The sequence below is a fragment of the Agrobacterium larrymoorei genome, assembly GCF_030819275.1.
GTDB classification, from domain to species: domain Bacteria; phylum Pseudomonadota; class Alphaproteobacteria; order Rhizobiales; family Rhizobiaceae; genus Agrobacterium; species Agrobacterium larrymoorei_B.
Genome location: NZ_JAUTBL010000002.1, coordinates 1,651,252 through 1,675,296, shown reverse-complemented (window position 1 = coordinate 1,675,296; position 24,045 = coordinate 1,651,252). Strand labels below are relative to the sequence as shown.

24 protein-coding genes are annotated in these 24,045 nt (G+C 57.5%); 16 read left to right on the top strand and 8 right to left on the bottom strand.

Annotated features, from left to right (window positions below; genetic code table 11):
* The first annotated feature begins 4 nt into the window (after positions 1–4).
* The 3 genes from QE408_RS16780 (at position 5) to QE408_RS16770 (ending at position 2,854) form a co-directional block, all read left to right on the top strand.
* Positions 5–844 carry an ABC transporter ATP-binding protein gene (locus QE408_RS16780; protein ID WP_306933132.1) on the top strand — a complete coding sequence of 280 codons (840 nt, stop codon included), beginning with the start codon at positions 5–7 and terminating at the stop codon, positions 842–844.
* A gap of 2 nt (positions 845–846) precedes the next feature.
* The gene (locus QE408_RS16775) at positions 847–2,217 is read left to right on the top strand and encodes an MlaD family protein (protein WP_306933130.1); all 1,371 of its coding nucleotides are present in this window, start codon (positions 847–849) and stop codon (positions 2,215–2,217) included.
* Between the two features lie 73 nt (positions 2,218–2,290).
* Positions 2,291–2,854, top strand: a complete 564-nt coding sequence (locus QE408_RS16770) for an ABC-type transport auxiliary lipoprotein family protein (RefSeq protein WP_373465561.1) — start codon at positions 2,291–2,293, stop codon at positions 2,852–2,854.
* A 90-nt stretch (positions 2,855–2,944) separates the two neighbouring features.
* Here the strand turns inward: QE408_RS16770 and QE408_RS16765 are convergent, their stop codons facing one another.
* On the bottom strand, positions 2,945–3,382 hold the full coding sequence (locus QE408_RS16765) for a PACE efflux transporter (RefSeq protein WP_306933126.1): 438 nt from the start codon (positions 3,380–3,382) through the stop codon (positions 2,945–2,947).
* Positions 3,383–3,587: 205 nt separating this feature from the next.
* The gene (gltA, locus tag QE408_RS16760) at positions 3,588–4,877 is read right to left on the bottom strand and encodes a citrate synthase (protein ID WP_306933124.1); all 1,290 of its coding nucleotides are present in this window, start codon (positions 4,875–4,877) and stop codon (positions 3,588–3,590) included.
* A gap of 257 nt (positions 4,878–5,134) precedes the next feature.
* Here gltA and QE408_RS16755 point away from each other — a divergent pair, with 257 nt between their 5' ends.
* Positions 5,135–7,615 (top strand): ComEC/Rec2 family competence protein, encoded by a 2,481-nt coding sequence (locus QE408_RS16755; protein ID WP_306933122.1) that lies wholly within the window; start codon positions 5,135–5,137, stop codon positions 7,613–7,615.
* A 10-nt stretch (positions 7,616–7,625) separates the two neighbouring features.
* Here QE408_RS16755 and QE408_RS16750 read toward each other — a convergent pair whose 3' ends face one another.
* Positions 7,626–8,315 (bottom strand): glutathione S-transferase family protein, encoded by a 690-nt coding sequence (locus QE408_RS16750; RefSeq protein WP_306933120.1) that lies wholly within the window; start codon positions 8,313–8,315, stop codon positions 7,626–7,628.
* 234 nt (positions 8,316–8,549) lie between these two features.
* Here QE408_RS16750 and QE408_RS16745 point away from each other — a divergent pair, with 234 nt between their 5' ends.
* Complete coding sequence (locus QE408_RS16745) at positions 8,550–8,948, top strand: GFA family protein (protein WP_306933118.1); 399 nt, start codon at positions 8,550–8,552, stop codon at positions 8,946–8,948.
* Positions 8,949–9,268: 320 nt separating this feature from the next.
* On the opposite strand, the gene lexA is transcribed toward QE408_RS16745, so the two are convergent.
* Positions 9,269–9,994, bottom strand: coding sequence for a transcriptional repressor LexA (gene lexA / locus QE408_RS16740; protein WP_306933117.1), 726 nt, complete (start codon positions 9,992–9,994; stop codon positions 9,269–9,271).
* A gap of 358 nt (positions 9,995–10,352) precedes the next feature.
* Here lexA and QE408_RS16735 point away from each other — a divergent pair, with 358 nt between their 5' ends.
* The 3 genes from QE408_RS16735 to eno all read left to right on the top strand — a co-directional run bounded on the left by QE408_RS16735 (position 10,353) and on the right by eno (position 13,390).
* Positions 10,353–10,916 carry a hypothetical protein gene (locus QE408_RS16735; protein WP_306933116.1) on the top strand — a complete coding sequence of 188 codons (564 nt, stop codon included), beginning with the start codon at positions 10,353–10,355 and terminating at the stop codon, positions 10,914–10,916.
* Between the two features lie 133 nt (positions 10,917–11,049).
* Positions 11,050–11,898, top strand: a complete 849-nt coding sequence (gene kdsA / locus QE408_RS16730; protein WP_306933114.1) for a 3-deoxy-8-phosphooctulonate synthase — start codon at positions 11,050–11,052, stop codon at positions 11,896–11,898.
* Between the two features lie 217 nt (positions 11,899–12,115).
* Positions 12,116–13,390, top strand: coding sequence for a phosphopyruvate hydratase (gene eno / locus QE408_RS16725; protein ID WP_306933112.1), 1,275 nt, complete (start codon positions 12,116–12,118; stop codon positions 13,388–13,390).
* Between the two features lie 134 nt (positions 13,391–13,524).
* On the opposite strand, the gene QE408_RS16720 is transcribed toward eno, so the two are convergent.
* The 4 genes from QE408_RS16720 to QE408_RS16705 form a co-directional block, all read right to left on the bottom strand.
* Positions 13,525–13,944, bottom strand: coding sequence for an HIT family protein (locus QE408_RS16720; protein ID WP_306933110.1), 420 nt, complete (start codon positions 13,942–13,944; stop codon positions 13,525–13,527).
* A gap of 122 nt (positions 13,945–14,066) precedes the next feature.
* A complete protein-coding gene (locus QE408_RS16715) occupies positions 14,067–15,257 on the bottom strand; it encodes a GNAT family N-acetyltransferase (protein WP_306933108.1) in 1,191 nt (396 codons plus the stop codon).
* Entirely contained in the window at positions 15,254–15,997 is a 744-nt protein-coding gene (locus QE408_RS16710) for a glycerophosphodiester phosphodiesterase (protein WP_306933106.1), read from the bottom strand. The genes QE408_RS16715 and QE408_RS16710 overlap by 4 nt, the downstream gene beginning before the upstream one ends.
* On the bottom strand, positions 15,994–16,464 hold the full coding sequence (locus QE408_RS16705; protein ID WP_306933104.1) for a RidA family protein: 471 nt from the start codon (positions 16,462–16,464) through the stop codon (positions 15,994–15,996). The genes QE408_RS16710 and QE408_RS16705 overlap by 4 nt, the downstream gene beginning before the upstream one ends.
* Positions 16,465–16,582: 118 nt before the next feature.
* On the opposite strand from QE408_RS16705, the gene QE408_RS16700 reads away from it, so the two are divergent.
* The 8 genes from QE408_RS16700 to rseP all read left to right on the top strand — a co-directional run bounded on the left by QE408_RS16700 (position 16,583) and on the right by rseP (position 23,966).
* A complete protein-coding gene (locus QE408_RS16700) occupies positions 16,583–17,422 on the top strand; it encodes a cell envelope integrity EipB family protein (protein WP_306933102.1) in 840 nt (279 codons plus the stop codon).
* 200 nt (positions 17,423–17,622) lie between these two features.
* Complete coding sequence (gene rpsB, locus QE408_RS16695) at positions 17,623–18,390, top strand: 30S ribosomal protein S2 (RefSeq protein WP_306933100.1); 768 nt, start codon at positions 17,623–17,625, stop codon at positions 18,388–18,390.
* Positions 18,391–18,661: 271 nt separating this feature from the next.
* Positions 18,662–19,588: a translation elongation factor Ts gene (tsf, locus tag QE408_RS16690; protein WP_062427449.1), complete on the top strand. Its 927-nt coding sequence runs from the start codon at positions 18,662–18,664 to the stop codon at positions 19,586–19,588.
* A gap of 200 nt (positions 19,589–19,788) precedes the next feature.
* Entirely contained in the window at positions 19,789–20,511 is a 723-nt protein-coding gene (gene pyrH, locus QE408_RS16685; protein WP_306934833.1) for a UMP kinase, read from the top strand.
* 70 nt (positions 20,512–20,581) lie between these two features.
* Positions 20,582–21,139, top strand: a complete 558-nt coding sequence (gene frr, locus QE408_RS16680; RefSeq protein WP_306933098.1) for a ribosome recycling factor — start codon at positions 20,582–20,584, stop codon at positions 21,137–21,139.
* A gap of 66 nt (positions 21,140–21,205) precedes the next feature.
* On the top strand, positions 21,206–21,949 hold the full coding sequence (locus tag QE408_RS16675; RefSeq protein ID WP_306933096.1) for an isoprenyl transferase: 744 nt from the start codon (positions 21,206–21,208) through the stop codon (positions 21,947–21,949).
* A complete protein-coding gene (locus QE408_RS16670; RefSeq protein ID WP_306933094.1) occupies positions 21,949–22,782 on the top strand; it encodes a phosphatidate cytidylyltransferase in 834 nt (277 codons plus the stop codon). Before QE408_RS16675 ends, QE408_RS16670 begins: the two co-directional genes overlap by 1 nt.
* Before the next feature lie 62 nt (positions 22,783–22,844).
* Positions 22,845–23,966 (top strand): RIP metalloprotease RseP, encoded by a 1,122-nt coding sequence (gene rseP, locus QE408_RS16665; RefSeq protein WP_306933092.1) that lies wholly within the window; start codon positions 22,845–22,847, stop codon positions 23,964–23,966.
* The last annotated feature ends 79 nt before the right edge of the window (positions 23,967–24,045 follow it).

The following is a 24,045-nucleotide window of genomic DNA, read 5'->3' as shown; positions in this document are numbered from 1 at the left end:
GGCTGTGGATCAAGGGCAAGCAGTCGACAACAAGAAAGCCAGCAACAAGGATCGCGAAGTCGTGCTCTCGGTCCAAGGCGTGACCGTCAGCTTTGGCGATAAGGTCGTGCTCGATCATCTCGATCTCGATGTCTATCGCGGTGAAATCCTCGGCTTCATCGGCCCATCCGGTGCAGGTAAGTCGGTATTGATGCGTACGGTGCTGCGGCTTCTGCCGCGCCAGGGCGGCACCATCAAGATTCTTGGGACGGATTACGACAAGGCATCGGATGAAGAGCGCATGGCGCTTGATACGCGTCTTGGCGTTCTATTTCAGCAAGGTGCTTTGTTCTCCGGTTTGACCGTGAAAGAGAACATTCAACTGCCGATGCGCGAATATCTCGATCTGCCGCAAAAGCTCATGGATGAGCTTGCTGCGTTGAAGATCGAGATGGTGGGTCTGAAGCCGGATGCGGGCGACAAGTTTCCTTCCGAACTCTCGGGCGGCATGATCAAGCGCGCAGCGCTGGCGCGCGCTCTGGCGCTCGATCCGGATCTGGTTTTCCTGGACGAGCCGACATCGGGTCTCGATCCGATCGGTGCCGCAGAATTTGATATGCTGATTGCGCGCCTGCGCGATTCGATGGGTCTGACCGTCTACATGGTGACCCACGATCTCGACAGCCTGTTTTCAGTTTGCGACCGCATCGCCGTTCTCGGCAACAACAAGGTGGCAGTCGAAGGTACACTTGAGGATATGTTCAATAACGACGATCCTTGGGTCCAATCATATTTCCGCGGAAAGCGGGCTCGCGCCGTCGTCCTTCCGGATGGCACGCAACAGATTCCGGGGAGTAACGGATAGGCATGGAAACCAAGGCGAATTACACCATTGTCGGTATCTTCACGCTCATCGTGGTCGCGGCGGCGTTTGGCTTCGTTTATTGGATGGCCGAGTTCGGTCGCGGCGGTCCCACAGCACAGCTGACGATCCGTATCCCCGGCTCGGCAAACGGCTTGTCTGTTGGTTCTCCCGTGCGGTTCAACGGTATTCCCGTTGGTACGGTGCGTGGTCTTTCGATCGACCGTGACGATCCGGCTTACTCGATTGCCTACACGGAAGTGCAGGCGGATGCGCCGGTCTTTCCATCCACCCGTGCCGTTCTGGAAATCCAGGGCCTGACGGGCGCTGCCTATATCGAGCTTTCCGGCGGACGCAGCAATGAAGAGCGGATTCTCCAGAAGTCGTTTGAGACCGGTGTTCCGGCTGAACTGACGGCTGATTTATCGAGCGTGACCAACCTCTTGGCAACAGCCGACAAGATCCTCAAGCGTGCGGATGGGGCGATCGGTGAGCTGCAGGGCTTCGTGCAGGATGCGCGCGGACCGTTGACGGAAACCGTTCGCAATGCCGAGAAATTCTCCGCTGCACTGGCTTCTAATTCCGACGGGATCGAAAACTTCCTCGAAAGCCTGAGCTCGCTGTCGACCACCGTGCAGTCGGTGTCCGTTCGTCTCGATGGCACGCTGACGGCGGTCGAAGATCTGGTGAAGGCGGTGGACTCGCAGAAGATCGACTCGATCCTCACCAATGTCGACAAGGTTACGTCCGACGTTGCGGCCTCATCCGGTGGCATTCAGGACGTCATGGACACCGTCCAGCGCACGTCTCGCAACTTCGAGCAGGCTAGCGCTGAAGTTCAGACCGTGGTGAAACGCGCGGACGAGCTGCTGGCTTCTGTCGATGCGGCCAAGGTCAGCAACACGGTGGACGACGTGTCTGCCGCAACCGCTGACGCACGTCAGGCAATTTCGACGTTCCGTCAGATCGCCGATGACGTCGGAACGCGCCGCCAGGACATCGATCAGGCGATTGCCGACTTCACCGACATGTCTCGCAAGCTGAACTTGGCTTCCAGTCGCGTCGACGGCATTCTAGCGAAAGTCGATGGCATGCTTGGAACCGATGACGCCAATTCGCTTTTTGCCAAAGCGCGTGAGACGCTCGCTTCGTTCAAGGCTGTGGCGGACAACCTCAATGCGCGTATTGGTCCGATTGCCGACAATCTTACGCGGTTCTCGAATTCGGGTTTGAGAGACTTCCAGGCGCTGATCAGCAATACGCGCCAGACGGTCGACAACCTCAACAATACGATCACCAATTTCGACCGCGATCCGCAGCGTCTGATCTTTGGTGGCGAGAACGTAAAACAATATGATGGCCGGACACGGCGTTGATGGGGGTAGTGGTTCTATGATTTCACCGATGCACGTGCGGGGATTTGTCCCGACTTCGATGAAGTTTGCTCTGATGATGCCCCTTCTTGGTGCACTCCTTGTGGGCTGTGGCGGCGGTGCCAAGAACGATACGTTCGATTTGTCCGTGTCGCCGGCACCTGTGACGCAGGCGCCATCGCTGAAGTCGCGACAGCTTCTGATCGCGGAGCCGACCGCCTTGAAGGCGCTGGACAGCGAGAATATCGTTGTAAGGCTTTCCAATTCGGAGGTTCAGTATCTCGCGAATTCGCAATGGAGCGACCGACTGCCGCGCATGGTGCAGTCGAAGCTGGTCGAGGCCTTCCAGGATACGGGTCGCCTCGGCGGTGTCGGGCGTCCAGGGCAGGGACTGGCGATCGACTATCAGGTCGTGACCGATATCCGCGCTTTCGAGATCGACACCAAGAATAACGTCGCCAATATCGAGATTTCGGTACAGTTGCTGAATGATCGCAACGGCACCGTTCGGGCGCAGAACGTATTCCGGGCGAGCACACGTGTCAGCGGCACGGGCAATGCCAACCTCGTCAAGGCGCTGGACTCGGCTTTCGCTGCAGCGTCTCGCGAGATTGTGGCCTGGACGTTGAAGGCGCTTTAATCGGTATACGATATTGAAAAATGAACGCCGCGACATCATACGATGCGCGGCGTTTTTCTTTGTGATCGCATTTGGGTCAAACCCGAAGGCTCATTTCGCTGTCGCTTCTTTCCGCCATTCCGGCAGGGGAAAGATCGTGTCGTAAGCCCAGTTGAAGACGAAAGCGTAGACGATGTAAAACAGCGCGAAGGATACGTCCATGATAAGCGCGTGGATGATGCCGATGCCGAGGTACCAGGCTATGAAAGGCATCAGGACGATCAGAAGTCCAAGCTCGAATAGAACGGCATGGACGACGCGGATTGTTGGCGTCTTCAGCGTCGTGCCACGCAGGCGCTGCAAGGTGTGGTCGAAGCCGAGATTGTAGAGATAATTCCAAGCCGTTGCGACGGTGGCGCTGACGATGCCGACAATGCCGATGTCGCTCATCGGCATATGGAAGACGACCGCGCCAAGTGGAATGACGAGAGCAAGGCCGATAATTTCAAAGCTGAGGGCGTGGCGTATACGATCGCCTATGCTGCGCATGGGGAAACTCCCGAGATAACCAAATCGGGCCGTCCCGAGTGCTGTTGCCGACATGGCCGAGGTCGTCCTCTCCCCGACGATATAAGCGGAAGCCGGGTTTGCTTCAAGTCTTCCCCTCTCAGGCCGATTCAGCACCCAGCGCTTAGCGCATAAAAAAAGCGCCTCGCAGGAGACGCTTCTTCTTTTTTCAATGTCCGGGAGCGGTTTAGCGCTTGGAAACCGGAACGTAGTCGCGCTTTGCAGCACCGGTGTAGAGCTGGCGCGGGCGACCGATACGCTGCTGCGGATCTTCGATCATCTCGTTCCACTGAGCAATCCAGCCGACGGTGCGGGCGAGAGCGAAGAGAACCGTGAACATGGTCGTGGGGAAGCCAAGCGCCTTGAGCGTGATGCCGGAATAGAAGTCGACGTTCGGGTACAGCTTCTTCTCGACAAAGTAAGGATCTGAAAGCGCGATCTTCTCGAGTTCGAGAGCGACCTGCATGATCGGATCGTCGGAGTTGCCGGTGGCTTCCAGCACTTCGTACATCGTCTTCTGCATGATCTTGGCGCGTGGATCGTAGTTTTTGTAGACGCGGTGGCCAAAGCCCATCAGGCGGAACGGATCGTTCTTGTCCTTGGCGCGGGCGATGTATTCAGGAATACGATCAACGGTGCCGATTTCGTTCAGCATGTTCAGCGCTGCTTCGTTGGCGCCGCCGTGAGCGGGGCCCCAGAGGCAGGCAATGCCGGCTGCAATACATGCGAATGGGTTTGCGCCCGAGGAACCGGCCAGACGAACGGTCGAGGTCGACGCGTTCTGCTCGTGGTCGGCGTGAAGGATGAAGATGCGGTCCATGGCGCGCGCCAGAACCGGGTCGACCTTATATTCTTCGCACGGAACGGCAAAGCACATGTGCAGGAAGTTCGATGCGTAATCGAGATCGTTCTTCGGGTAAACGAAGGGCTGGCCGATATGGTACTTGTAGGCCATGGCCGCGATCGTCGGCATCTTGGCGATCATGCGCAGGGAAGCGACCATGCGCTGGTGCGGATCGGTGATGTCGGTCGAGTCATGGTAGAAGGCGGAGAGAGCGCCGACGGTGCCACACATGACAGCCATTGGGTGGGCGTCGCGACGATAACCGGTGAAGAAGCGGCTCATCTGTTCATGCACCATGGTGTGACGCGTCACACGGGTGTCGAAGTCCTTCTTCTGCGCGGTCGTTGGCAGTTCGCCGTAAAGCAGCAGATAGCAGGTCTCGAGGAAGTCGCCCTGTTCGGCAAGCTGCTCGATCGGGTAACCGCGGTGCAGCAGAACGCCTTCGTCACCATCGATATAGGTGATCTTGGATTCGCACGAGGCGGTAGAGGTGAAACCGGGATCGTAGGTGAAGGAGCCGGTGTGTTTGTACAGAGTGCCGATATCGACGACGTGCGGGCCAATCGTACCTTCTCGTACAGGAAGATCGATCGTCTTGTCGCCGAGGGTCACTGTAGCGCTTTTTTCCGTCATACCATACCTCCGAATATGCAGGCGATGCGGGTTGACGCATCGGCCAATTAAGCGTCACGGATTTAGCTATATGATCCGTGCGACGATGCCAAGCTATCCAAAAGGCAAATTGTGCATCGCGGAATTGGAATATGCCCATCTAATCGATTTTGCCACTTTACTGTTTCGTTTTAAGTCAATGCTTCCTTAATCGGCGCGCTGGATTGCAATCCGAATCGCAAGGCTGCAAATTGGCCTAAGGGACCGAGGGGCGGCACTTGAACGAGTACGGGGAACGGCAGCAGTTCCGCTTGCTAGAGACGGGCACGCCTGTGAGGGTCGAGCTCGACGGCATCAATTTGCCCGCCGGTCTCACGAATACCGATATTGCAATCTTCGCTCCATCGCATCCTGCGCATCAAGGCTTTGCGCAGCGATTGCGATCGACCTTATCGCGCTGCATCGCCGAGGAGCTCCAGTACCGGCAGGGCTTCCTTTTCATCCCCGTGCTGATCGGCGCGGGCGCGGCACTCTGGTTTTCGCTTTCCTCTCCACCGTCCGACGTCGTTCTCTTTGTAAGCAGCCTTTGCGTCATCCCCATTGCCATTATCATGCGTCATCGACAAACCGTGGTCTCGTTCATGGTTGCCGTGCTTGCACTTCTGCTGCTTGGCATGTTGCTAGCGAACTGGGAGACCCGCCGTGCAGGGACGACGGTTCTCGACAGTGCCGTGACCACTACAATTACTGGCACAGTGGAGAGGCGGGAGGTGGATGCCAAGGGCTACTGGCGCTATACGATTGCCCTGACTTCGACGAGTGGTCCCTCTCTGGCACGGCTGCCAAACCGGATTTCTGTTCTCGCCCGCAGTCGCGAACAACCCATCGCGGTTGGGGCCGGTATTACCGGCAAGGCGCGTCTTTCGCCCCCATCCGGTCCCGCGCTGCCCGGCCTCAACGACTTTGCATTTTCCGCCTATTTCGACGGGATTGGTGCAACCGGATTCTTTTATAGCGCACCCACGGCCTTGCCGACGCAAAGGGAGAGCGAGGACAAGGACAGCTGGTTAGACGCAGCCGATTCCTGGCTTTACGCGTTGCGCTCCGCCATTGCGGAACGCATACGCAGCGTCATCGGCGGTGATGCGGGCGCTTTTGCGGCCTCGATCATCACGGATGAGCGCCGTGCGATTTCCAGTGAAACAATGGAAGCGTTGCGTGTGTCGGGGCTCGCCCATATCGTCGCTATATCCGGGCTCAACATGGCGCTGGCCTCCGGCATCTTCTTCGTCGGCATGCGCATGGTTTTCAGCCTTTTTCCGGGTTTCTCGCAACGCTATCCCGTGAAGAAGATCTCGGCATTTGCGGCGCTGTTGATGACATTCGCCTATTACCTGATCTCAGGTTTTGCCGTTTCCGCCGAGCGGGCATGGCTGATGATGTCGATCATGCTGGCCGCGGTTCTCGTGAACCGGCCGTCGATCAGCCTTCGCAATGTCGCGCTTGCGGCCATCGTCATCATTGCGATTTCACCGCACGAGATCATGGGTCCGAGTTTCCAGATGTCCTTTGCCGCAACGCTTGCGCTGGTCGCGGCCTATTCCTTCTGGAGCAGATGGCGGGGCAATCGAGAGCGTCTCTTTGTTGCGCGACCACCCTTGTGGATGGTGGCATCCTCCAAAGCGGGTACCATTGTCGGGGGTGTGGTCATCACCTCGCTGATCGGAGGCGTCTCGACCGCGATTTACTCCATCGAGCATTTCCACCGGATCACCACCTATGGCCTGGCCGCCAATCTCGCGGCTATGCCGGTCATGTCCATCATCGTCATGCCATCTGCGCTGATTGCCATGCTGCTCATGCCCTTCGGTCTCGACGCACCGTTCCTGAAGCTGATGGGTTACGGCATGGCGATGGTGATCGACATTGCCAAAACCGTATCCAGCTGGGGCGGAGACGCCACAATCGGGCGGCAGCACCCATGGTTTCTCATTGTCTCTACGGTCGGTTTTCTTCTGCTGACCTTGCTGCGGACACGGCTCGCTCTCGTGGGGCTTCCTCTTCTCCTTGCTGGTCTTGTCTTGGTGCCGGTTGAGCAGAATAAGCCGAAGCCGGACCTTTTGATCTACGAAGATGGCGTTCTCGTCGCTTTTCGCACGGATCAGGCCGTCGCCACAACGAAGCGTCAGGCGAAGGGCTTTGTCTATGAACAGTGGGCGAGGGCGGTGCCGCTGCCGGACAAGCATGTGGCGCCTGTCATCTTTGATGACAACGCAGCGAGCGATGAAGAGACCACGGTACAGGCACCGACGCGCCGCCAACCTGTTCTGACCGATCAGCAAAAGCAACAGGCCCGCGAAAAGATGCTACTGGCTCTCGAGCGGACGAACGCTTTCTCATGCCAGAGGAATGCGTGGTGCGTGGGGCGGCATGAGACTGGCGTCAGGGTCGCTGCCATTTCGAACACCGCCTTCACCGGAACCGCCTGTGATGTGGCGGATATCGTCGTCACCTCGCGCTCCGTGCCCTTCACGACTTGTCGCTCAGGCGCAACATTGATCAGCGCCGCCACATTACGCAAGACAGGTTCGCTGGAGCTTTGGCTGAATGAAAGTGGAGCGCCCGTCGCGGCTGCACGCGCGGCGATGCGAGGCGTCGCCAGACCCTGGTCCGTCCACCGCGCTTATGACTGGCGCAGCAAGACGTTTGACGGAGAGGTGCCGCCGCATATTGAAGCGATGCTGGCGGCCAAGCCATAACTCGTTGCCTCTAAACTGCGTCGGAACGCCGATCCTCAATGATCTCGCCCGACGCCCGCGCTTCTTCCTCATGCTCCGGATCACGCCACGGTTCGGAGACCGCTGCCTGCTCCCATTCCCTCATCGCCGGCAAACCAAGGAGGCGCGTCTTGTAAGCCTCCGCTGCTGGCGACGTTGCGGTGCCGTAAGTCTGGAAGCGAAAGGCAACGGGGCAGAAGAAGGCGTCAACGGCGGTGAAATTGACACCGGTCAGAAACGGTCCGCCAAAAGTGTCCAGCCCCTGCTGCCAGAGCGTGTCGATGCGCGCTATATCCTTGCGGAGCGCGTCGCTTGCGGGGACTGGCCGGATGCGCAAGCCTACGCTCATCGGGTGCAGATTGCGCAGGGATTGGAAGCCGGAATGCATCTCGGCGGCGGCAGAGCGCGACCAGGCCCGCGCCTTGGCATCCTCAGCCCAAACACCATCATGCCGTTCGGCGAGATATTCCACGATTGCAAGCGATTCCCAGACGGTGACATCGCCATGCACCAGGCAGGGCACCTTGCCGGAGGGGGAGAAGTGCATGAAGCTGTTCTTCGAATCGGGATCGTTGAAGGGGAAGAGGCGCTCATTGAAAGGGATGCTCAATGTCCGCATCAGAACCCAAGGCCGGAGCGACCAGGAGGAGTAGTTCTTATTGGCGATGTAGAGATCGTACATGTTGTCTTTTCTTGGTGATAAGGCGGCTCGTATCGCAGGCAATTGGCCAAAGCGTAAGTGCTTGCAAAGGTCGTAACGCATGAGCGGGAGGACATACAGGCCTAGTCTGTCATGTCAGATATCATATGATTTGATGTGTTCGCCGCTCTCACGCGTCTGGAGACAGAAGCAGAATGAACTTCATTCGCTCGTCATGGTTTGATGAGCAGACATGAAGTGAATGGAGTGTTCGAGATGGACGTCAAATCTGGCGGTTGTGCCTGTGGTAAGGTGAGGCTTTCGATGGTGGGTAAGCCCTACCGTGTCGGCCTTTGTCACTGTATGGATTGCCGCAAACATCACGGCGCTCTCTTCCACGCATCAGCGATCTTTCCGGAGGATGCCGTGACAATCGAAGGGGAAACGCACAGCTATAATGGCCGCTTCTTCTGCCCCAATTGCGGCTCGCCCGTCTTTGGGAAAAGCGACGACGAAATCGAGGTGAATATCGGTTCTCTGGATTCACCAGATCAGTTCGAGCCGACCTACGAGCTTTGGACGATCCGCCGTGAAGCCTGGTTGCCGGATTTCCCGACGCTGCGACAGTATGATCAGGATCGAGAATCGACAGGCAGGACGGAGGAGGGGCGATGATGTCACGCGTCACATGCTGCGGCGTCCTTGGAGGCTGAAATCATAGATGTGGGCGCCTCTATAAACAGGCAGTCCAATTCCGCCTTCCGCCTGCTGACAAAGGCCCGAAAACCTTTCCGGGTCACGGTCGGGACTGAACCGGCCACCCATAAGACCTTGAAACAGGAATCCTCTGGCCGAGCCCGCGAATGACCCAAAGTAAACGTTAAAGGCCTATCATCACCCTGAAGGCAGGCAAATCGCCTGCCTCTAACGTTCAACTCGGGATGTTCTTGCCCCTCGAAAGCGATGGGAGCAACGCCAACGCCGCTCGCTATAGCTCAATGATAGCGACGAATGAGACCGACCAGCTTGCCCTGAATCTTGACCCGATCAGGTCCAAAGATGCGGGTTTCATAAGCGGGGTTTGCAGCCTCCAACGCGATGGAAGCGCCCTTGCGGCGGAAGCGCTTCAAGGTGGCTTCCTCGTCGTCTACGAGTGCAACGATGATATCGCCGGGGTTGGCGGTGCTGCCGTTGCGGATGATGACGGTATCGCCATCGAAAATGCCAGCCTCGATCATCGAGTCGCCCTTGACCTCAAGCGCGTAGTGCTCCCCCGTACCGAGCATATCGACGGGTACGGCGACATCGTGGGTGTTGTTCTGGATGGCGGAGATCGGCACACCGGCTGCGATGCGTCCCATCACAGGGACGGTGACAGCGGACGAGCTCTGATCGTTTGCGGGCTTCTGGGCCGGGGCAGGCTCCTGCGGTTTGGCTTTTCCGAGGCTGCCCTCTATCACGCTTGGCGAGAAACCGCGCGGCGGCTTCTGTGCGGGTGCGGAATAGGCTTCGGGAAGCTTGATGACCTCCAGCGCTCTTGCCCGGTTCGGCAGGCGGCGGATGAAGCCACGCTCCTCCAACGCAGTGATCAGGCGGTGAATACCAGACTTCGAGGCGAGATCGAGGGCATCTTTCATCTCATCGAAAGATGGGGGCACGCCGGACTCTTTCATTCGCTCATGAATGAAAAGAAGCAGTTCCTGCTGTTTGCGCGTGAGCATGAAGAAAACCCTTGGAATGCGTGGCGAAGATTCGTGAAACAAATACAGAACGAACACTATATGTTCCATATGTGTTCTGCAATCCCTTAAAATTCCGCAAACGTTTCCGTCTGACCAATTCGCGGTCCTGTCATCCGCGCAATGGTAGAAGTTTATAGCTTCTTTACGGTGTCGCGTATCTTTTTCGTCTCCAGGTTGATGATCTCATTTTTACGGGTATCTACCAGCTGCTTCGAGGATCATCCGATCCAGTCATCCTTTGGGATGAAGGCCAAGCCATTCGAAGCATTATCAACAAAATCATCAGGGTTCCACGGCGCTGCTTCGTAGCGTCTTTTTTTGGGGCAAGGACATTTTTATGAAGCTCATTAGGTTCACCCTCATCGGAATGCTGATTGCGCTGGCCGGTTGCCAGACACTCGACCCCAATTCACCGGAAGCCTTGAAGCGGAAGGAGTATGACAGGCTGCTCCTGAACACGACGATGGCCAACTGCAAGCTCATCGTTCAGCTCAATCAGAAGCGTGTTTCGCAGAACAAGGAGCCGACGCGCGACAACAACTGTGCAAGGATACTGAAGAACCACGCGCTTGGCGGCGTTCATCCGGCGAGCTTCGTCCCCGATATAGCTGTGAACGGTATTCCCATTCCGATCGGCGGACTGATCAAACTCGCCATCGTTGCCGACCGAAACCAGCGTGAGAAGAAGGCCTGGGAGGCATCGCTACCGGCTTGGGTTTCCTCCGGTGGTGAGAACAGCGAGACCGTCTATCGCATGCTGCTGGCGCAAGGTTTCAAGCCTGAGGAGTTGGAAGGGCTGAAGGGAAGTGCTGGATTTTCCGACGCCGTGCGCGCGGTCGGGCCGTTCGTGCAATTTTCAGAGGCCAATCCCGATGTCGTCCGGAGGGCGAATGCCGGCTAAAAGGCAGCGGTCGGTGCTCGGCCGCAGCTTCCCTCATCCCGTGACACGTGGCGCACTTGCTGATAATGCCTGTGCAACATCGCAAGTTAAGCGGTTGCCGGCGATGTCCGGCGCATGTGTCGTGAGGAATGAGATGACTGTGAAGAACAATTTGAAAGTGGTCGCCGGCGAGGGCAAAGGTGCTGTCGCCTTTTCCAACACGGAACGGTTTTCGCTGATTGCCGGCCCGTGCCAGATGGAGAGCCGCGACCACGCCTTCATGATTGCCGGCACGCTCCATGAGCTTTGCGGCAAGCTCGGCATCGGGCTTGTCTATAAGTCATCCTTCGACAAGGCCAATCGCACATCGCTCTCCGGCAAGCGCGGCATCGGTCTAGACAAGGCCATGGAGATCTTTGCCGATCTCAAGAAGGAATTCGGGTTTCCGGTACTGACCGATATCCATACTGAAGAGCAATGCACCATTGTCGCCGAAACCGTCGATGTTCTGCAGATCCCGGCCTTCCTTAGCCGCCAGACCGATCTTCTCATCGCAGCCGCGAAGACCGGTCGCGTGATCAATGTGAAGAAGGGGCAGTTCCTGGCGCCCTGGGATATGAAGAATGTGCTGGCGAAGTTGAATGAGAGCGGCAATCCGAACGTTCTTCTCTGCGAACGCGGTGCGTCTTTCGGCTACAACACGCTCGTCTCCGATATGCGCTCGCTGCCGATCATGGCCTCGCTCGGCGCGCCGGTGGTTTTCGATGCCACGCATTCCGTGCAGCAGCCAGGCGGGCAGGGCGGGTCGACCGGTGGTCAGCGCGAATTCGTCGAGACATTGTCGCGTGCGGCGGTTGCCGTCGGCATTGCAGGTCTGTTTGTCGAGACCCATGAAGACCCTGACAATGCGCCGTCCGATGGTCCGAATATGGTTCATCTGAAGGATATGCCGAAGCTTCTGGAGAAGCTTCTGGCGTTTGATGCTATCGCCAAGGCCGCCTGATTTTGGCCTAACCAATTTTTATCTATGGTGCGACGCCTGATGTGGGGCGTCGTCATTGTAAATTCTTCCGCTTCGTCTACAGCGAAGCGGCAATGACATCCGACTCGTTTCAGTCACCTTTATCCGCGATCTGGCCTGAAAACGGCTTCACAGTTTTGCCGATGCGCTCTAAGACAAGCGACTGAAATTCATCTGTTCCAGTCCCAAGGGAGAGACCATGACAGCCATTACCGACATCATCGCACGCGAAATCCTCGATAGCCGTGGCAATCCCACGGTCGAGGTCGATGTGTACCTCGAAGACGGCTCCTTCGGTCGCGCCGCCGTTCCATCTGGCGCATCCACCGGCGCTCACGAGGCAGTCGAGCTGCGCGATGGCGGACAGCGCTATGGCGGCAAGGGCGTTGAAAAGGCCGTCGAGGCCGTCAACACCGAAATCTTCGACGCGCTTGGCGGCTTCGATGCCGAAAGCCAGATCCACATCGACCAGACGCTGATCGCGCTCGATGGTACGCCGAACAAGTCTCGCCTCGGCGCAAACGCCATCCTCGGCGTATCGCTCGCCGTTGCCAAGGCTGCCGCCGAAACGACCGGCCTACCGCTTTATCGCTATGTCGGCGGCCCGAACGCCCACCTGCTGCCCGTTCCGATGATGAACATCATCAATGGCGGCGCGCATGCCGACAACCCGATCGACTTCCAGGAATTCATGATCATGCCGGTCGGCGCGGAAAGCATCCGTGACGCGGTGCGCATCGGTGCGGAAATCTTCCATGTTCTGAAAAAGGAACTGGCAGCCCAGGGCCACAACACCAATGTGGGTGATGAAGGCGGTTTCGCGCCAGGCCTGAAGAGCGCGCCGGAAGCGCTGGACTTCATCATGAAGTCGGTTGAAAAGGCTGGCTACAAGCCGGGCGACGACGTCGGCCTTGCTCTCGACTGCGCGTCGACCGAGTTCTTCAAGAACGGCAAATACGAGATGGAAGGCGAAGGCCGCACGCTCGAGCCGGAAGCCATGGCTGACTACCTTGCAGAACTCGCGGGCAAATACCCGATCATCTCCATCGAAGACGGCATGGCCGAAGACGATTGGGAGGGCTGGAAGTACCTGACCGACAAGATCGGCTCCAAGGTACAGCTCGTCGGCGACGATCTTTTCGTCACCAACTCCGCGCGCCTGCGCGACGGCATCAAGATGGGCGTTGCCAACTCCATCCTCGTCAAGGTCAACCAGATCGGCTCTCTGACCGAGACGCTCGACGCTGTCGAAACGGCGCACAAGGCCCGCTACACGGCGGTCATGTCTCACCGTTCGGGTGAAACGGAAGACTCCACGATTGCCGATCTCGCGGTCGCCACCAACTGCGGTCAGATCAAGACCGGCTCGCTGTCGCGCTCCGACCGTCTGGCAAAGTATAACCAGCTGATCCGCATCGAAGAGATGCTGGGTCCGCAGGCTGCTTATGCTGGCCGTTCCATTCTTCGCGGCTGATTTGGCTACGAGATGACAGGAGGGTTCTTTCGGAGAACCCATTAATAGAAAACCCGCCGATGGCCTCGGCGGGTTTTTCTTTTGGGGTGTTGCTTTACTTTGCTCTCCACCCACCGGTGGAGGGTAGCGGCGCGTTAAAGTGCCTGCTTGATCTTTTCGGCGTGAGCCTTGAGCACCTCTATATCGGCCATCGCGCCGCTGTGGGGCTTCAGAGGTTCTCCATCCTTGCGTGGTACGATGTGGAAGTGCAGGTGGAAGACCGTCTGGCCTGCGGCGGGTTCGTTGAACTGCGCGATGTACACGCCATCCGCACCGAAGGCGTCCTTGGCGGCGACGGCGAGTTTCTGGACGACGGGGATCGTCTTTGCCAGCACTTCAGGGTCGGCATCGAGAATGTTGCGCGACCCGGATTTCGGTATCACCAGAAGGTGACCCGGAGCTTGTGGCATGACGTCCATGAAGGCCAGCGTGTGGTCGTCTTCGTAGACCTTGACGGAGGGGATTTCCCCACGCAGGATTTTTGCGAAGATGTTGTTGTCATCATAGGCGGTCATGGATCGCTTCCTTTAAATTCTCTAAAGCGTGTCGCGATCTTTCAGATTCGCTCATACGCTCTCGCTCTTTGTTATCACATGTCAATATCGCAAAACCGCTGCACACTTTTGCGCGACATGCTTTAGTCGTCGTCTTCCTGCCGTTCGCCTTTGCGAAACGGACTGTGATCTTCAAGATAGTCGTTGATCTGTTCGACTTCGCTGCGCTCCCGCTCCAGATAATCGGCGATGGCGTGGCGAAGGCCGGGATGGGCAATGTAGTGGGCGGAATGGGTGGTCACCGGCGTGTAGCCGCGTGCCAGCTTGTGTTCCCCCTGAGCGCCTGCCTCTACGCGCTTCAAGCCCTTTGAAAGCGCGAAGTCGATCGCCTGATGGTAGCAGACTTCGAAATGCAGGAAGGGATGGTCTTCGATGCAGCCCCAGTGGCGGCCGTACAGTGCATCGCCGCCGATGAAGTTGATGGCGCCCGCAACATATTTACCTTCACGCTTGGCCATCACCAGCAGGATATCGTCTGCCATGCGTCCGCCGATCAGGGAATAGAAGGCGCGGGTGAGGTAAGGCTTGCCCCATTTGCGGCTGCCTGTATCCATGTAGAAGGTGAAGAACTGATCCCAGATGTCTTCGGTCAGGTCGCTGCCGGTCAGCCAGTCGATCTCGATGCCGTTTTCCAGTGCCGCGCGTCGTTCCTTCTTGAGGGTCTTGCGCTTGCGCGATGACAGGGCATCTAGGAAATCTGCGTGATCGCGATAGCCTTCATTGATGAAATGAAACTGCTGGTCGGTGCGATGCAGAAAACCTTCATCCTCCAGTGCTTCGATCTCGTCTTCATTTGCAAATGTCACATGTGCCGAAGAGATGCCGAGCTTCTCTGTCACCTGCTGGAGACCGGAGGCGAGAACCTGCTGGAAGGCTGCCGCGTCCAGTCCTGTCGTCAACAGGCGTGGACCGGTTGCCGGTGTGAAGGGAACGGAGCATTGGAGCTTAGGATAATAGCGCCCGCCCGCCCGTTCAAAAGCGTCGGCCCAACCCTGGTCGAAGACATATTCTCCGCGGCTGTGGTTTTTCAGATAGCCTGGAACGGCACCCATCAATGCGCCGTCACTGCGTTCCAGCAAAAGGTGCTGACCGAGCCAGCCGGTCTTGGCTGTGGCCGAGCCGGAATCTTCCAGAGAAGAAAGGAAGGCGTGCGAGATGAATGGATTATAGGGAGCGGCGATAGCCGATCTGGATGCTCCGGAAAGCGTGTTCCAGCTTTCCGGAGCGATGTCCTTGAAGGACTGTGCAACGCGAATGGTATATTCGTCGCTCATGCGCTGGCTGACTGGTCCTTCATGTCGGGGACAAACCCCTCGAACGTTATCTGGTCAGCATATGTATAGGACTTCTCCAAGGCATTTTCATCCCGCACGGTCCAGGTAATCACCGGAACGCTGAGCTTTCTCTGCGCTTCGATGAAACTGTTGGGGAGGTGGCCCCAGAAGTAGGAGATGAAATCGAGGCCGATCTGCATCGCCTCGTCATGCTTGAAGAAGTCTTCCGGGTTGGCACCCTCGGCGGTTAGCCCCAACGGCCATGGAGACCCTGCGGCCTTCAGGTCCTTCAGCAGATGATGATCGAAGCTCATCAATGCCACATAACCCTCATAGCCCTCCAGCTCTTCGAGAACGGCTTCAGCGAAACCATCATCGACGCCTTCGCCATCGCGGCCCTTAAGCTCGATGACCAGCGGCACCTTGCCGGCGCAGAGTTTCAACAGTTGTTTCAGAGTGGGAATGCGATCCTTCGTCTGGCCGATCGACAGCATTCCAAGTTCGGCAGATGTGCGCTCGCGCACGTCTCCCTTTATGCCGGTGAGGCGGGTCATTTCGTCGTCGTGGAAAACAACTGGGACGCTATCGGCTGCCAGTTGCACATCGCATTCGATGGCGTAGCCGGCGTCGATAGCGCGGGTGAAGGCCGAGAGCGTGTTCTCCCAAACCAGCTTATTGAGGTCGTGATAGCCACGATGGGCGACGGGTTGGGCCGTCAGCCAGGATAGTTTCAATGTCATGCGTCGATTTCCAAGATGGCATCGACTTCGACGGCAGTGTTGAACGGCAGCGACGCCATGCCGACGGCAGCGCGCGCATGCTTGCCAGCGTCACCGAGAACATTGGCGATGAGGTTGGAGGCACCGTTGATGACGAGATGCTGTTCGGTAAATTCCGGCACCGAAGCGACGAAGCCGTTCAGCTTCAGCACGCGGCGCACTTTGGAGAGATCGCCGTTCAGCGCGGCCTTGACCTGCGCCAGAATATTGACGGCGCAAAGCTCGGCTGCCTTTTGTGCGGTAGCGACATCGACATCGCGACCCACATGGCCCGTCACCGCAATCTTGCCGGATTCCATCGGCAGTTGTCCGGAAATATAAAGCAGATTGCCACTGATCGTGAAGGGAACGTAGTTGGCAGCAGGGGCTGCTGCGGCAGGGAGAGTGTATCCGAGTTCCTTGAGGCGAGCTTCGATGGCGTCTGACATTTTTTCCGTTTCCGCTTTGGTTGTAAATCTTTCAAAAATCCGGCATTCAGGTCATGATGTCGAAAAGCCGGACGGTTGCTTGTACAGTATGAGCGATGAGTCCAACAGGAGTTATTGAATGATCGTCAGGAACCTTGCTCTCGTTCTTGCCGCTGGCGTGGGCTTCGTGCCCAGCATCGCAAGTGCCGTGCCTGCCAGCGTTCCCAATCTGATCTCCCATCGCGCCGTCTACGATCTCGAACTCAAGGACGCGTCGGATCGCTCCGGCATCGAGGGCATGACCGGACGCATGGTCTATGAGTTCACAGGCTCGTCCTGCAAGGGTTACAAGACCGACTTCCGCTTCGTCACGCAGATCAATACGGGTGACGCGGTGCGGATGACAGATCAGCAGACCACGACATTCGAAGATGCCGTGTCGAAGAAATTCACCTTCGAGACCAAATCCTTCACCGACGACAAGCTCGACAAGGAAGTGATCGGATCCGCTTCAGACGTCGACGGGAAGATGAAGGTGGACCTGACCAAGCCGGATCCGCGCGAAATCGATCTCGTTCCTGGCGAATTTCCGACCGAGCATATGTATCAGGTCATCGAAAACGCCAAGCTCGGCAAACGTATCTTCGAGTCCCGCGTCTTTGACGGCTCGGATGACGGCGACGAGAGCCTGATCACATCGACGCTTGTTGGCAAGCAGCAGACGCCGAAGGATGGCGATTCTGAAGCCAGTGTTGCCGGCGATTTCGCCAAGGCACCCTTCTGGCCCGTGACGATTGCTTATTACAACGACAAGACCGGAACGGATTCGCTGCCGATCTATCGCATGTCGTTCAAGCTTTACGAGAACGGAATCACCCGCGATCTGACGATGGATTACGGCGACTTCGTTCTGACCGGCAAGCTCGCCAAGCTTGACGTCCTGACGCCAGAGACCTGCGAAGCGCCGCCCGTGCGCTGAATCTGAGTTTACTTCGAGCAAACTGGCGTTTTTTGACGCCGCGTGCTTGCAATTTGGCTAAGGTCGCTGTATGCGGCACACCATTCCACACGCGAAGCTTGGGGTGTTCCGGGAGAAATCCGGTTCATTCCGCCCGGTGGTACCGGTCAAACGGTGCTGTTCGCTTCGCGGGGGTTCAACCGGAAAAGGAGTAACAAGGCATGGCATTGCCCGATTTTTCTATGCGCCAGCTTCTGGAAGCTGGTGTTCACTTCGGCCACCAGACACATCGCTGGAACCCGAAGATGAAGCCGTACATTTTCGGCGACCGTAACAACATCCACATCATCGACCTGGCTCAGACCGTTCCGATGCTGTCGCGCGCGCTTCAGGTCGTTTCCGACACCGTTGCTCGTGGTGGCCGCGTTCTGTTCGTTGGCACGAAGCGTCAGGCTTCCGAAATCATCGCAGACAGCGCAAAGCGCTCCGCTCAGTACTACGTCAACTCGCGTTGGCTCGGCGGCATGATGACCAACTGGAAGACGATTTCGAACTCGATCCAGCGTCTTCGCAAGGTCGACGAAATCCTGAACTCGGATGCTTCCGGCTACTCCAAGAAGGAGCGTCTGAACCTCGAGCGCGAACGCGAAAAGCTTGAAAAGGCTCTCGGCGGTATCCGCGATATGGGTGGCGTTCCGGACCTGATGTTCATCATCGACACCAACAAGGAAAAGATCGCGATCGAAGAAGCCAAGCGTCTTGGCATTCCGGTTGTCGCCATCATCGACTCCAACTGCGACCCGGATCACATCGACTTCCCGATCCCCGGTAACGACGACGCTTCGCGCGCCATTTCGCTTTACTGCGATCTGATCGCTCGCGCTGCCATCGATGGTATCGCACGTCAGCAGGGCGCTTCCGGCCGTGACCTCGGTGCCGCTGAAGAAGCTCCGGTCGAGCCTGCTCTCGAAGACGAAGCCAACGCCTGATATTGGGCTTTCGGCGGCGCTCATCGCGCCGCCTTCTCATCAGGATAAGACAAGGCCGTTCTGGACTGCACGTTCGACGGCCTTGTTCGTTTCAAGCCGCATTACCCCGTTGATCGAGCGATAGGTCCGATAAGGGGAACAGCGGCTGGTTTCAAAAGTTTCGTGGCGGCTGTTTCATCAGCCTGTCACAGTTCCGGGTACATTCGTTCCCACAATCCGATTTCGGCCTGGCAAGACTGCCGTGACCGACCGAACCGACAAGAGGCACACAATGAGCGAAATCACCGCCGCAATGGTAAAGGAACTGCGCGAAAAGTCTGGCGCAGGCATGATGGATTGCAAAAAGGCGCTGGCTGAAACCAACGGCGACATGGAAGCGGCAATCGACTGGCTGCGCGCCAAGGGTATCGCCAAGGCTGACAAGAAGTCTGGCCGTACCGCTGCGGAAGGTCTCATCGGTATCGCGTCTGCCGGCCACAAGGCTGTCGTTGTCGAAATCAACTCCGAAACCGACTTCGTTGCCCGTAACGACGCCTTCCAGGACATCGTCCGTGGCGTTGCTTCCGTTGCGCTGACGACCAACGGTTCCGTCGATGCGATCGCTGCCGCCACCTATCCGGCAACCGGCAAGTCGGTTTCCGACACCATCAAGGACGCGATCGCCACGATCGGTGAAAACATGGCCCTGCGTCGCGCAGCTCTGCTCGAAGTCGAGCACGGCGTCGTTGCGACCTACGTTCACAACGCTGCCGGCGACGGCATCGGCAAGCTCGGCGTTCTGGTTGCCCTGAAGTCTGTAGGCGACAAGGCTGTCCTGACCTCGATCGGCCGCCAGGTTGCCATGCACGTTGCTGCGACCAACCCGCTTGCTATTCGTGCCGAAGAAGTCGACGCTGCCGTTGCTGAACGCGAACGCAACGTCTTCATCGAACAGGCTCGCGAATCCGGCAAGCCGGAAGCCATCATCGAAAAGATGGTCGATGGCCGCATGCGCAAGTTCTTCGAAGAAGTTGCTCTTCTGTCCCAGGCTTTCGTTATCAACCCCGACCTGACGGTTGAGGCTGCTATCAAGGAAGCCGAAAAGGAAGCCGGCGCCAAGATCGAAGTTGTCGGCATGGCTCGCCTGCTTCTCGGCGAAGGCATCGAGAAGGAAGAAAGCGATTTCGCTGCAGAAGTTGCAGCTGTCGCAAAGGGCTGATCCCTTTACCCAAATGTTGGAAAACTCGGGGGCATCGCGTGACAACGCGGTGCCCTTCGTGTATCCGCGTTGCGGTTACAGTCCGCTTTGCCCGGAAAAAGTTTGCAGATGTTCTTGCGGCTCCGGACTTTTTATGTTTCGCCTGCCATTGCCGCAAAGCCGCTCAAGGATCTTTGCGCGACCTGCTTAAAGGAGTCATGATGTCTTCCAAGCCGCTCTATAAACGTGTTCTGCTCAAGGCGTCCGGCGAAGCCCTCATGGGCGATCAGGGGTTCGGCATTGATGTTGCCGTCGCTGACCGTATTGCCTCCGATATTGCGGAAGCGCGCGCCATGGGCGTCGAAGTGGGCGTCGTCGTCGGCGGCGGGAATATTTTTCGCGGTGTAGCAGTTGCCTCCAAGGGCGGCGATCGCGTGACCGGCGACCACATGGGCATGCTGGCGACCGTCATCAATGCGCTGGCGCTTGCAACATCCCTGCGTAAGCTGGAGATCGATACGGTTGTTCTCTCTGCCATCGCCATGCCGGAGATTTGCGAGAGTTTTTCGCAGCGCGCTGCCATTCACCATCTGTCGCAGGGCAGGGTTGTGATTTTCGCTGGCGGTACCGGCAATCCCTTCTTCACCACCGATTCCGCTGCGGCCCTTCGTGCCGCTGAAATGGGGGCGGAAGCTATCTTCAAGGGAACGCAGGTCGACGGCATCTATTCGGCCGATCCGAAGAAGGATCCGACCGCAACCCGCTTCGACCAATTGACCCATTCCGAAGTGCTGGCCAAGGGCTTGGCCGTGATGGACGTGGCGGCGGTTGCGCTTGCGCGTGAAAACCATATTCCGATCATCGTGTTCTCGATCCACGAAAAGGGCGGCTTTGCGCAAATATTGACGGGCGGCGGTCTCAAGACCATCGTGCACGACGCATAATCACCGGCGGCTCGAAGCGCGCCGGTCAAGATAATGGGCCGTCAAGGCCAGAACGAAATGGAGTATCTAGATGAGTGGTATTGACCTGAATGATATCAAGCGCCGCATGGACGGTGCCATCAACGCGTTCAAGAGCGATATCGCATCGCTGCGCACCGGACGCGCTTCTGCGAACATTCTCGACCCTGTCACGGTCGACGCTTATGGCTCTCGCGTGCCGCTTTCGCAGGTCGCCAACATCACCGTTCCCGAGCCGCGCATGCTTGGCGTGAACATCTGGGACAAGACCATGGTGGGTGCTGTGGACCGCGCTATTCGCGAATCCAATCTTGGTCTCAATCCGATTGTCGATGGCCAGAACCTGCGTATTCCGCTTCCCGAGCTCAATGAAGAGCGCCGTAAGTCGCTCGTCAAGGTTGCTCACGATTATGCCGAAAAGTCCAAGGTTGCGATTCGCCATGTTCGCCGTGACGGCATGGAAGGTCTAAAAAAGGCCGAAAAGGACGGTGACATCGGTCAGGACGAAAGCCGTGGCAAGTCTGACAAAGTTCAGAAAATGACAGACGACACGATTTCTGAAATTGATCGCTTGCTCGCTGAGAAAGAAAAGGAAATCATGCAGGTATAATCGGCTTTGCGCCGAGCCTTGCATTGATTAACCTCGTTAAACTCCGCACTGTCTGAATGGATTGAGATGTCGGAAACCGCACCTTCCCCGTTACCTGAACATGTCGCCATCATCATGGATGGTAACGGTCGTTGGGCCAAGCAGCGCGGTTTGCCGCGCATCATGGGCCATCGGCGGGGAGTAGAGGCCGTCCGCGAGACCGTTCGGACCGCGGGCGAATGCGGTTTGAAGTATCTTACGCTTTTCGCCTTTTCGTCTGAGAATTGGCGCCGGCCTCAATCGGAAGTTTCGGATCTTCTCGGTCTTCTCAAGGCATTCATTCGTCGTGACCTTGCTGAACTTCACAAGGAAAATGTGCGCGTTCGCGTGATCGGCGACAGGGCAGGGCTCAAGGATGACATCCGTGCTCTGCTGGAGGAGGCCGAGCAGACGACACGTGACAACACCGCGCTTACCCTCATCATCGCATTCAACTACGGTTCGCGTGATGAAATTTCGCGCGCGGCGGCGTCTCTCGCCCGCGATGTCGCAGAAGGCCGGATCGATGCGTCCGCGATCACGCCAGAAGCGATTTCCGCCCGGCTTGATACGGCAGGCATTCCTGATCCGGACCTCATCATCCGCACCAGCGGCGAGGAGCGTCTGTCGAACTTCCTGTTGTGGCAGGCAGCCTATTCCGAATTTCTCTTCATTCCGGACTACTGGCCTGATTTCAATCGCCAGACCCTCGTGGCTGCGATCGATCAGTACATGACGAGGGACCGTCGCTTCGGCGGACTGTCCACTCAAGTTGCGATGGCGGGCGCCTGATGAGCCGCGAATTAAAGCTGCGGATCATTTCGGGCATCGTCATGGCCGCGGTCATTCTGACGGCTACCTGGTATGGCGGGATTATGTTCCGCGCTGTCGCGGGCCTGCTGTCTCTCCTCATCTATTATGAGTGGAGCACGATCACGAAGCTTTCCGATACCAATCCGACGGGCTACGCCTGGGGATGGTTTTCCGTCGCGGTGATGAGCGGCAATACGATCTTTGGTGAAAGTTCTCTCGATCTTCCATTGCTGTCGGGTTGTGCGATCACCGCTGCTCTGTTTCCGATTCTTCGTGGCCCGAACTGGTGGCTTGTTGGCGGCATTGTCTACTCAGCATTGAGCGGCATTTCGCTTGCAGCCATTCGCGGCGAGGAATCAACCGGCCTTGTTGCCATGCTCTTCGTCTTCGCCATCGTTTGGGCGACGGATATCCTTGCCTATTTCGTCGGCCGTGCGATCGGTGGCCCGAAGCTTGCGCCTTCGATCTCGCCGGGGAAAACATGGTCTGGTGCTGCTGGCGGAACGTTTTTCGGCCTGGTTGCGGGCGGCGCTGTTGCGCTTGCCTATCATGGAAGCATCTCGCTGACCGTACTGTTGCTGGCGCTGGCGCTTTCCATCTTCAGCCAGATCGGCGACTTGTTTGAATCTTTCATCAAGCGCCGGTTCGGGGTGAAGGACTCCAGCAATCTTATCCCAGGCCACGGTGGGTTTATGGACCGGGTTGACGGTCTTGTTTTCGCCTGCTTTACCGTATTCCTGATTGCAGTGGTTCACGCGGCAGTAACCGGTGATGTGCCAGGATCGGGCGACGGTATCTTGCTCGGCTTCTGATCTGGCTAGATACGTGACAAGAGACGCGACGTAAGGGAATCGGGAACAATATGGACACTGTGATGGCTGCGGTTAATTTTCTAACCGGTTATATGGTGCCATTTATCCTGGTGATCTCGCTCTTGGTCTTCGTCCACGAAATGGGACATTACCTCGTTGGACGGTGGTGCGGCATTCGATCCACGGCGTTTTCGGTAGGTTTCGGGCCGGAATTGATCGGCTTTACCGACAAGCGCGGCACACGCTGGAAGATCTCTGCCGTTCCACTTGGCGGCTATGTCAAATTCTTCGGTGACGAGGATGCATCCAGCAAGCCGGACAGCGATGGTCTTTCCGGGCTGACGCTTGAAGAGAGAGCGCAGACGCTTGCCGGTGCAAAGCTCTGGAAGCGTGCGGCCACTGTTGCTGCTGGCCCCATCGCCAATTTCATTCTGGCGATCCTGATCTTCACGGTCCTCTTCACGATCTATGGCCGGATGATTTCCGATCCGGTCGTGTCCGAGGTGCGCCCCGATAGTGCGGCCCAGGCAGCAGGCATTCTGCCGGGTGATCGCCTGATCGCGATCGACGGCGAAAAGGTGCAGACGTTTGAGGACGTCCGCCGCTATGTTTCCATCCGCCCGGGTACGCAGATCAATGTGACGGTGGAGAGAGACGGTCGCGATCTGTCGCTGCCCATGGTTCCGACACGCACGGAAACGACGGATCAGTTCGGCAATAAGATCGAGCTTGGTATCATTGGCATCACCACCGACCAGACGCGTGGCAATTTCCGTCATGTGAGCTACACGCCTGTGGAGGCGCTTGTTGAGGGTGTGCGGGAAACCGGCCATGTCATCACCGGCACCTTCAACTATATCGGCAACCTCGTCACGGGACGGATGAATGCCGATCAACTTGGCGGGCCGGTGCGTGTGGCGCAGGCATCGGGGCAGGTGGCAACGCTTGGCGTGGGGGCGCTGATCCAGCTTGCCGCCGTTCTGTCAATTTCCATTGGACTACTGAACCTCATGCCCGTTCCCATTCTGGACGGCGGCCATCTGGTGTTTTATGCGATAGAGGCGGTGCGTGGCAGACCTGTCGGATCGGGCGCGCAGGAAGTCGCATTTCGCATCGGGCTTGCGATGATTTTCAGTCTGATGGTTTTTGCGACTTGGAACGATATCAGCAGCTTGATTGGCTAAAGAGCGATTTCGAGCTGCTTTTTTAAGAGGGTGTTTACCTTGTTTTGAAGCCAAAGTGGCGATTGGGCCACGGTGACTT

Excerpts from the sequence above, each read along its gene's own strand:
- pyrH (WP_306934833.1), top strand. The coding sequence starts at position 19,789 with ATGTCTTCCAAGCCGCTCTATAAACGTGTTCTGCTCAAGGCGTCCGGC.
- eno (WP_306933112.1), top strand. The coding sequence starts at position 12,116 with ATGACAGCCATTACCGACATCATCGCACGCGAAATCCTCGATAGCCGT.
- QE408_RS16770 (WP_373465561.1), top strand. The coding sequence starts at position 2,291 with ATGATGCCCCTTCTTGGTGCACTCCTTGTGGGCTGTGGCGGCGGTGCC.
- frr (WP_306933098.1), top strand. The coding sequence starts at position 20,582 with ATGAGTGGTATTGACCTGAATGATATCAAGCGCCGCATGGACGGTGCC.
- rseP (WP_306933092.1), top strand. The coding sequence starts at position 22,845 with ATGGCTGCGGTTAATTTTCTAACCGGTTATATGGTGCCATTTATCCTG.
- QE408_RS16745 (WP_306933118.1), top strand. The coding sequence starts at position 8,550 with ATGGACGTCAAATCTGGCGGTTGTGCCTGTGGTAAGGTGAGGCTTTCG.
- tsf (WP_062427449.1), top strand. The coding sequence starts at position 18,662 with ATGAGCGAAATCACCGCCGCAATGGTAAAGGAACTGCGCGAAAAGTCT.
- QE408_RS16705 (WP_306933104.1), bottom strand. The coding sequence starts at position 16,464 with ATGTCAGACGCCATCGAAGCTCGCCTCAAGGAACTCGGATACACTCTC.
- QE408_RS16750 (WP_306933120.1), bottom strand. The coding sequence starts at position 8,315 with ATGTACGATCTCTACATCGCCAATAAGAACTACTCCTCCTGGTCGCTC.
- gltA (WP_306933124.1), bottom strand. The coding sequence starts at position 4,877 with ATGACGGAAAAAAGCGCTACAGTGACCCTCGGCGACAAGACGATCGAT.
- QE408_RS16710 (WP_306933106.1), bottom strand. The coding sequence starts at position 15,997 with ATGACATTGAAACTATCCTGGCTGACGGCCCAACCCGTCGCCCATCGT.
- QE408_RS16715 (WP_306933108.1), bottom strand. The coding sequence starts at position 15,257 with ATGAGCGACGAATATACCATTCGCGTTGCACAGTCCTTCAAGGACATC.
- QE408_RS16675 (WP_306933096.1), top strand. The coding sequence starts at position 21,206 with ATGTCGGAAACCGCACCTTCCCCGTTACCTGAACATGTCGCCATCATC.
- kdsA (WP_306933114.1), top strand. The coding sequence starts at position 11,050 with ATGACTGTGAAGAACAATTTGAAAGTGGTCGCCGGCGAGGGCAAAGGT.
- QE408_RS16700 (WP_306933102.1), top strand. The coding sequence starts at position 16,583 with ATGATCGTCAGGAACCTTGCTCTCGTTCTTGCCGCTGGCGTGGGCTTC.
- QE408_RS16670 (WP_306933094.1), top strand. The coding sequence starts at position 21,949 with ATGAGCCGCGAATTAAAGCTGCGGATCATTTCGGGCATCGTCATGGCC.
- QE408_RS16775 (WP_306933130.1), top strand. The coding sequence starts at position 847 with ATGGAAACCAAGGCGAATTACACCATTGTCGGTATCTTCACGCTCATC.
- QE408_RS16720 (WP_306933110.1), bottom strand. The coding sequence starts at position 13,944 with ATGACCGCCTATGATGACAACAACATCTTCGCAAAAATCCTGCGTGGG.
- QE408_RS16765 (WP_306933126.1), bottom strand. The coding sequence starts at position 3,382 with ATGCGCAGCATAGGCGATCGTATACGCCACGCCCTCAGCTTTGAAATT.
- rpsB (WP_306933100.1), top strand. The coding sequence starts at position 17,623 with ATGGCATTGCCCGATTTTTCTATGCGCCAGCTTCTGGAAGCTGGTGTT.
- QE408_RS16735 (WP_306933116.1), top strand. The coding sequence starts at position 10,353 with ATGAAGCTCATTAGGTTCACCCTCATCGGAATGCTGATTGCGCTGGCC.
- lexA (WP_306933117.1), bottom strand. The coding sequence starts at position 9,994 with ATGCTCACGCGCAAACAGCAGGAACTGCTTCTTTTCATTCATGAGCGA.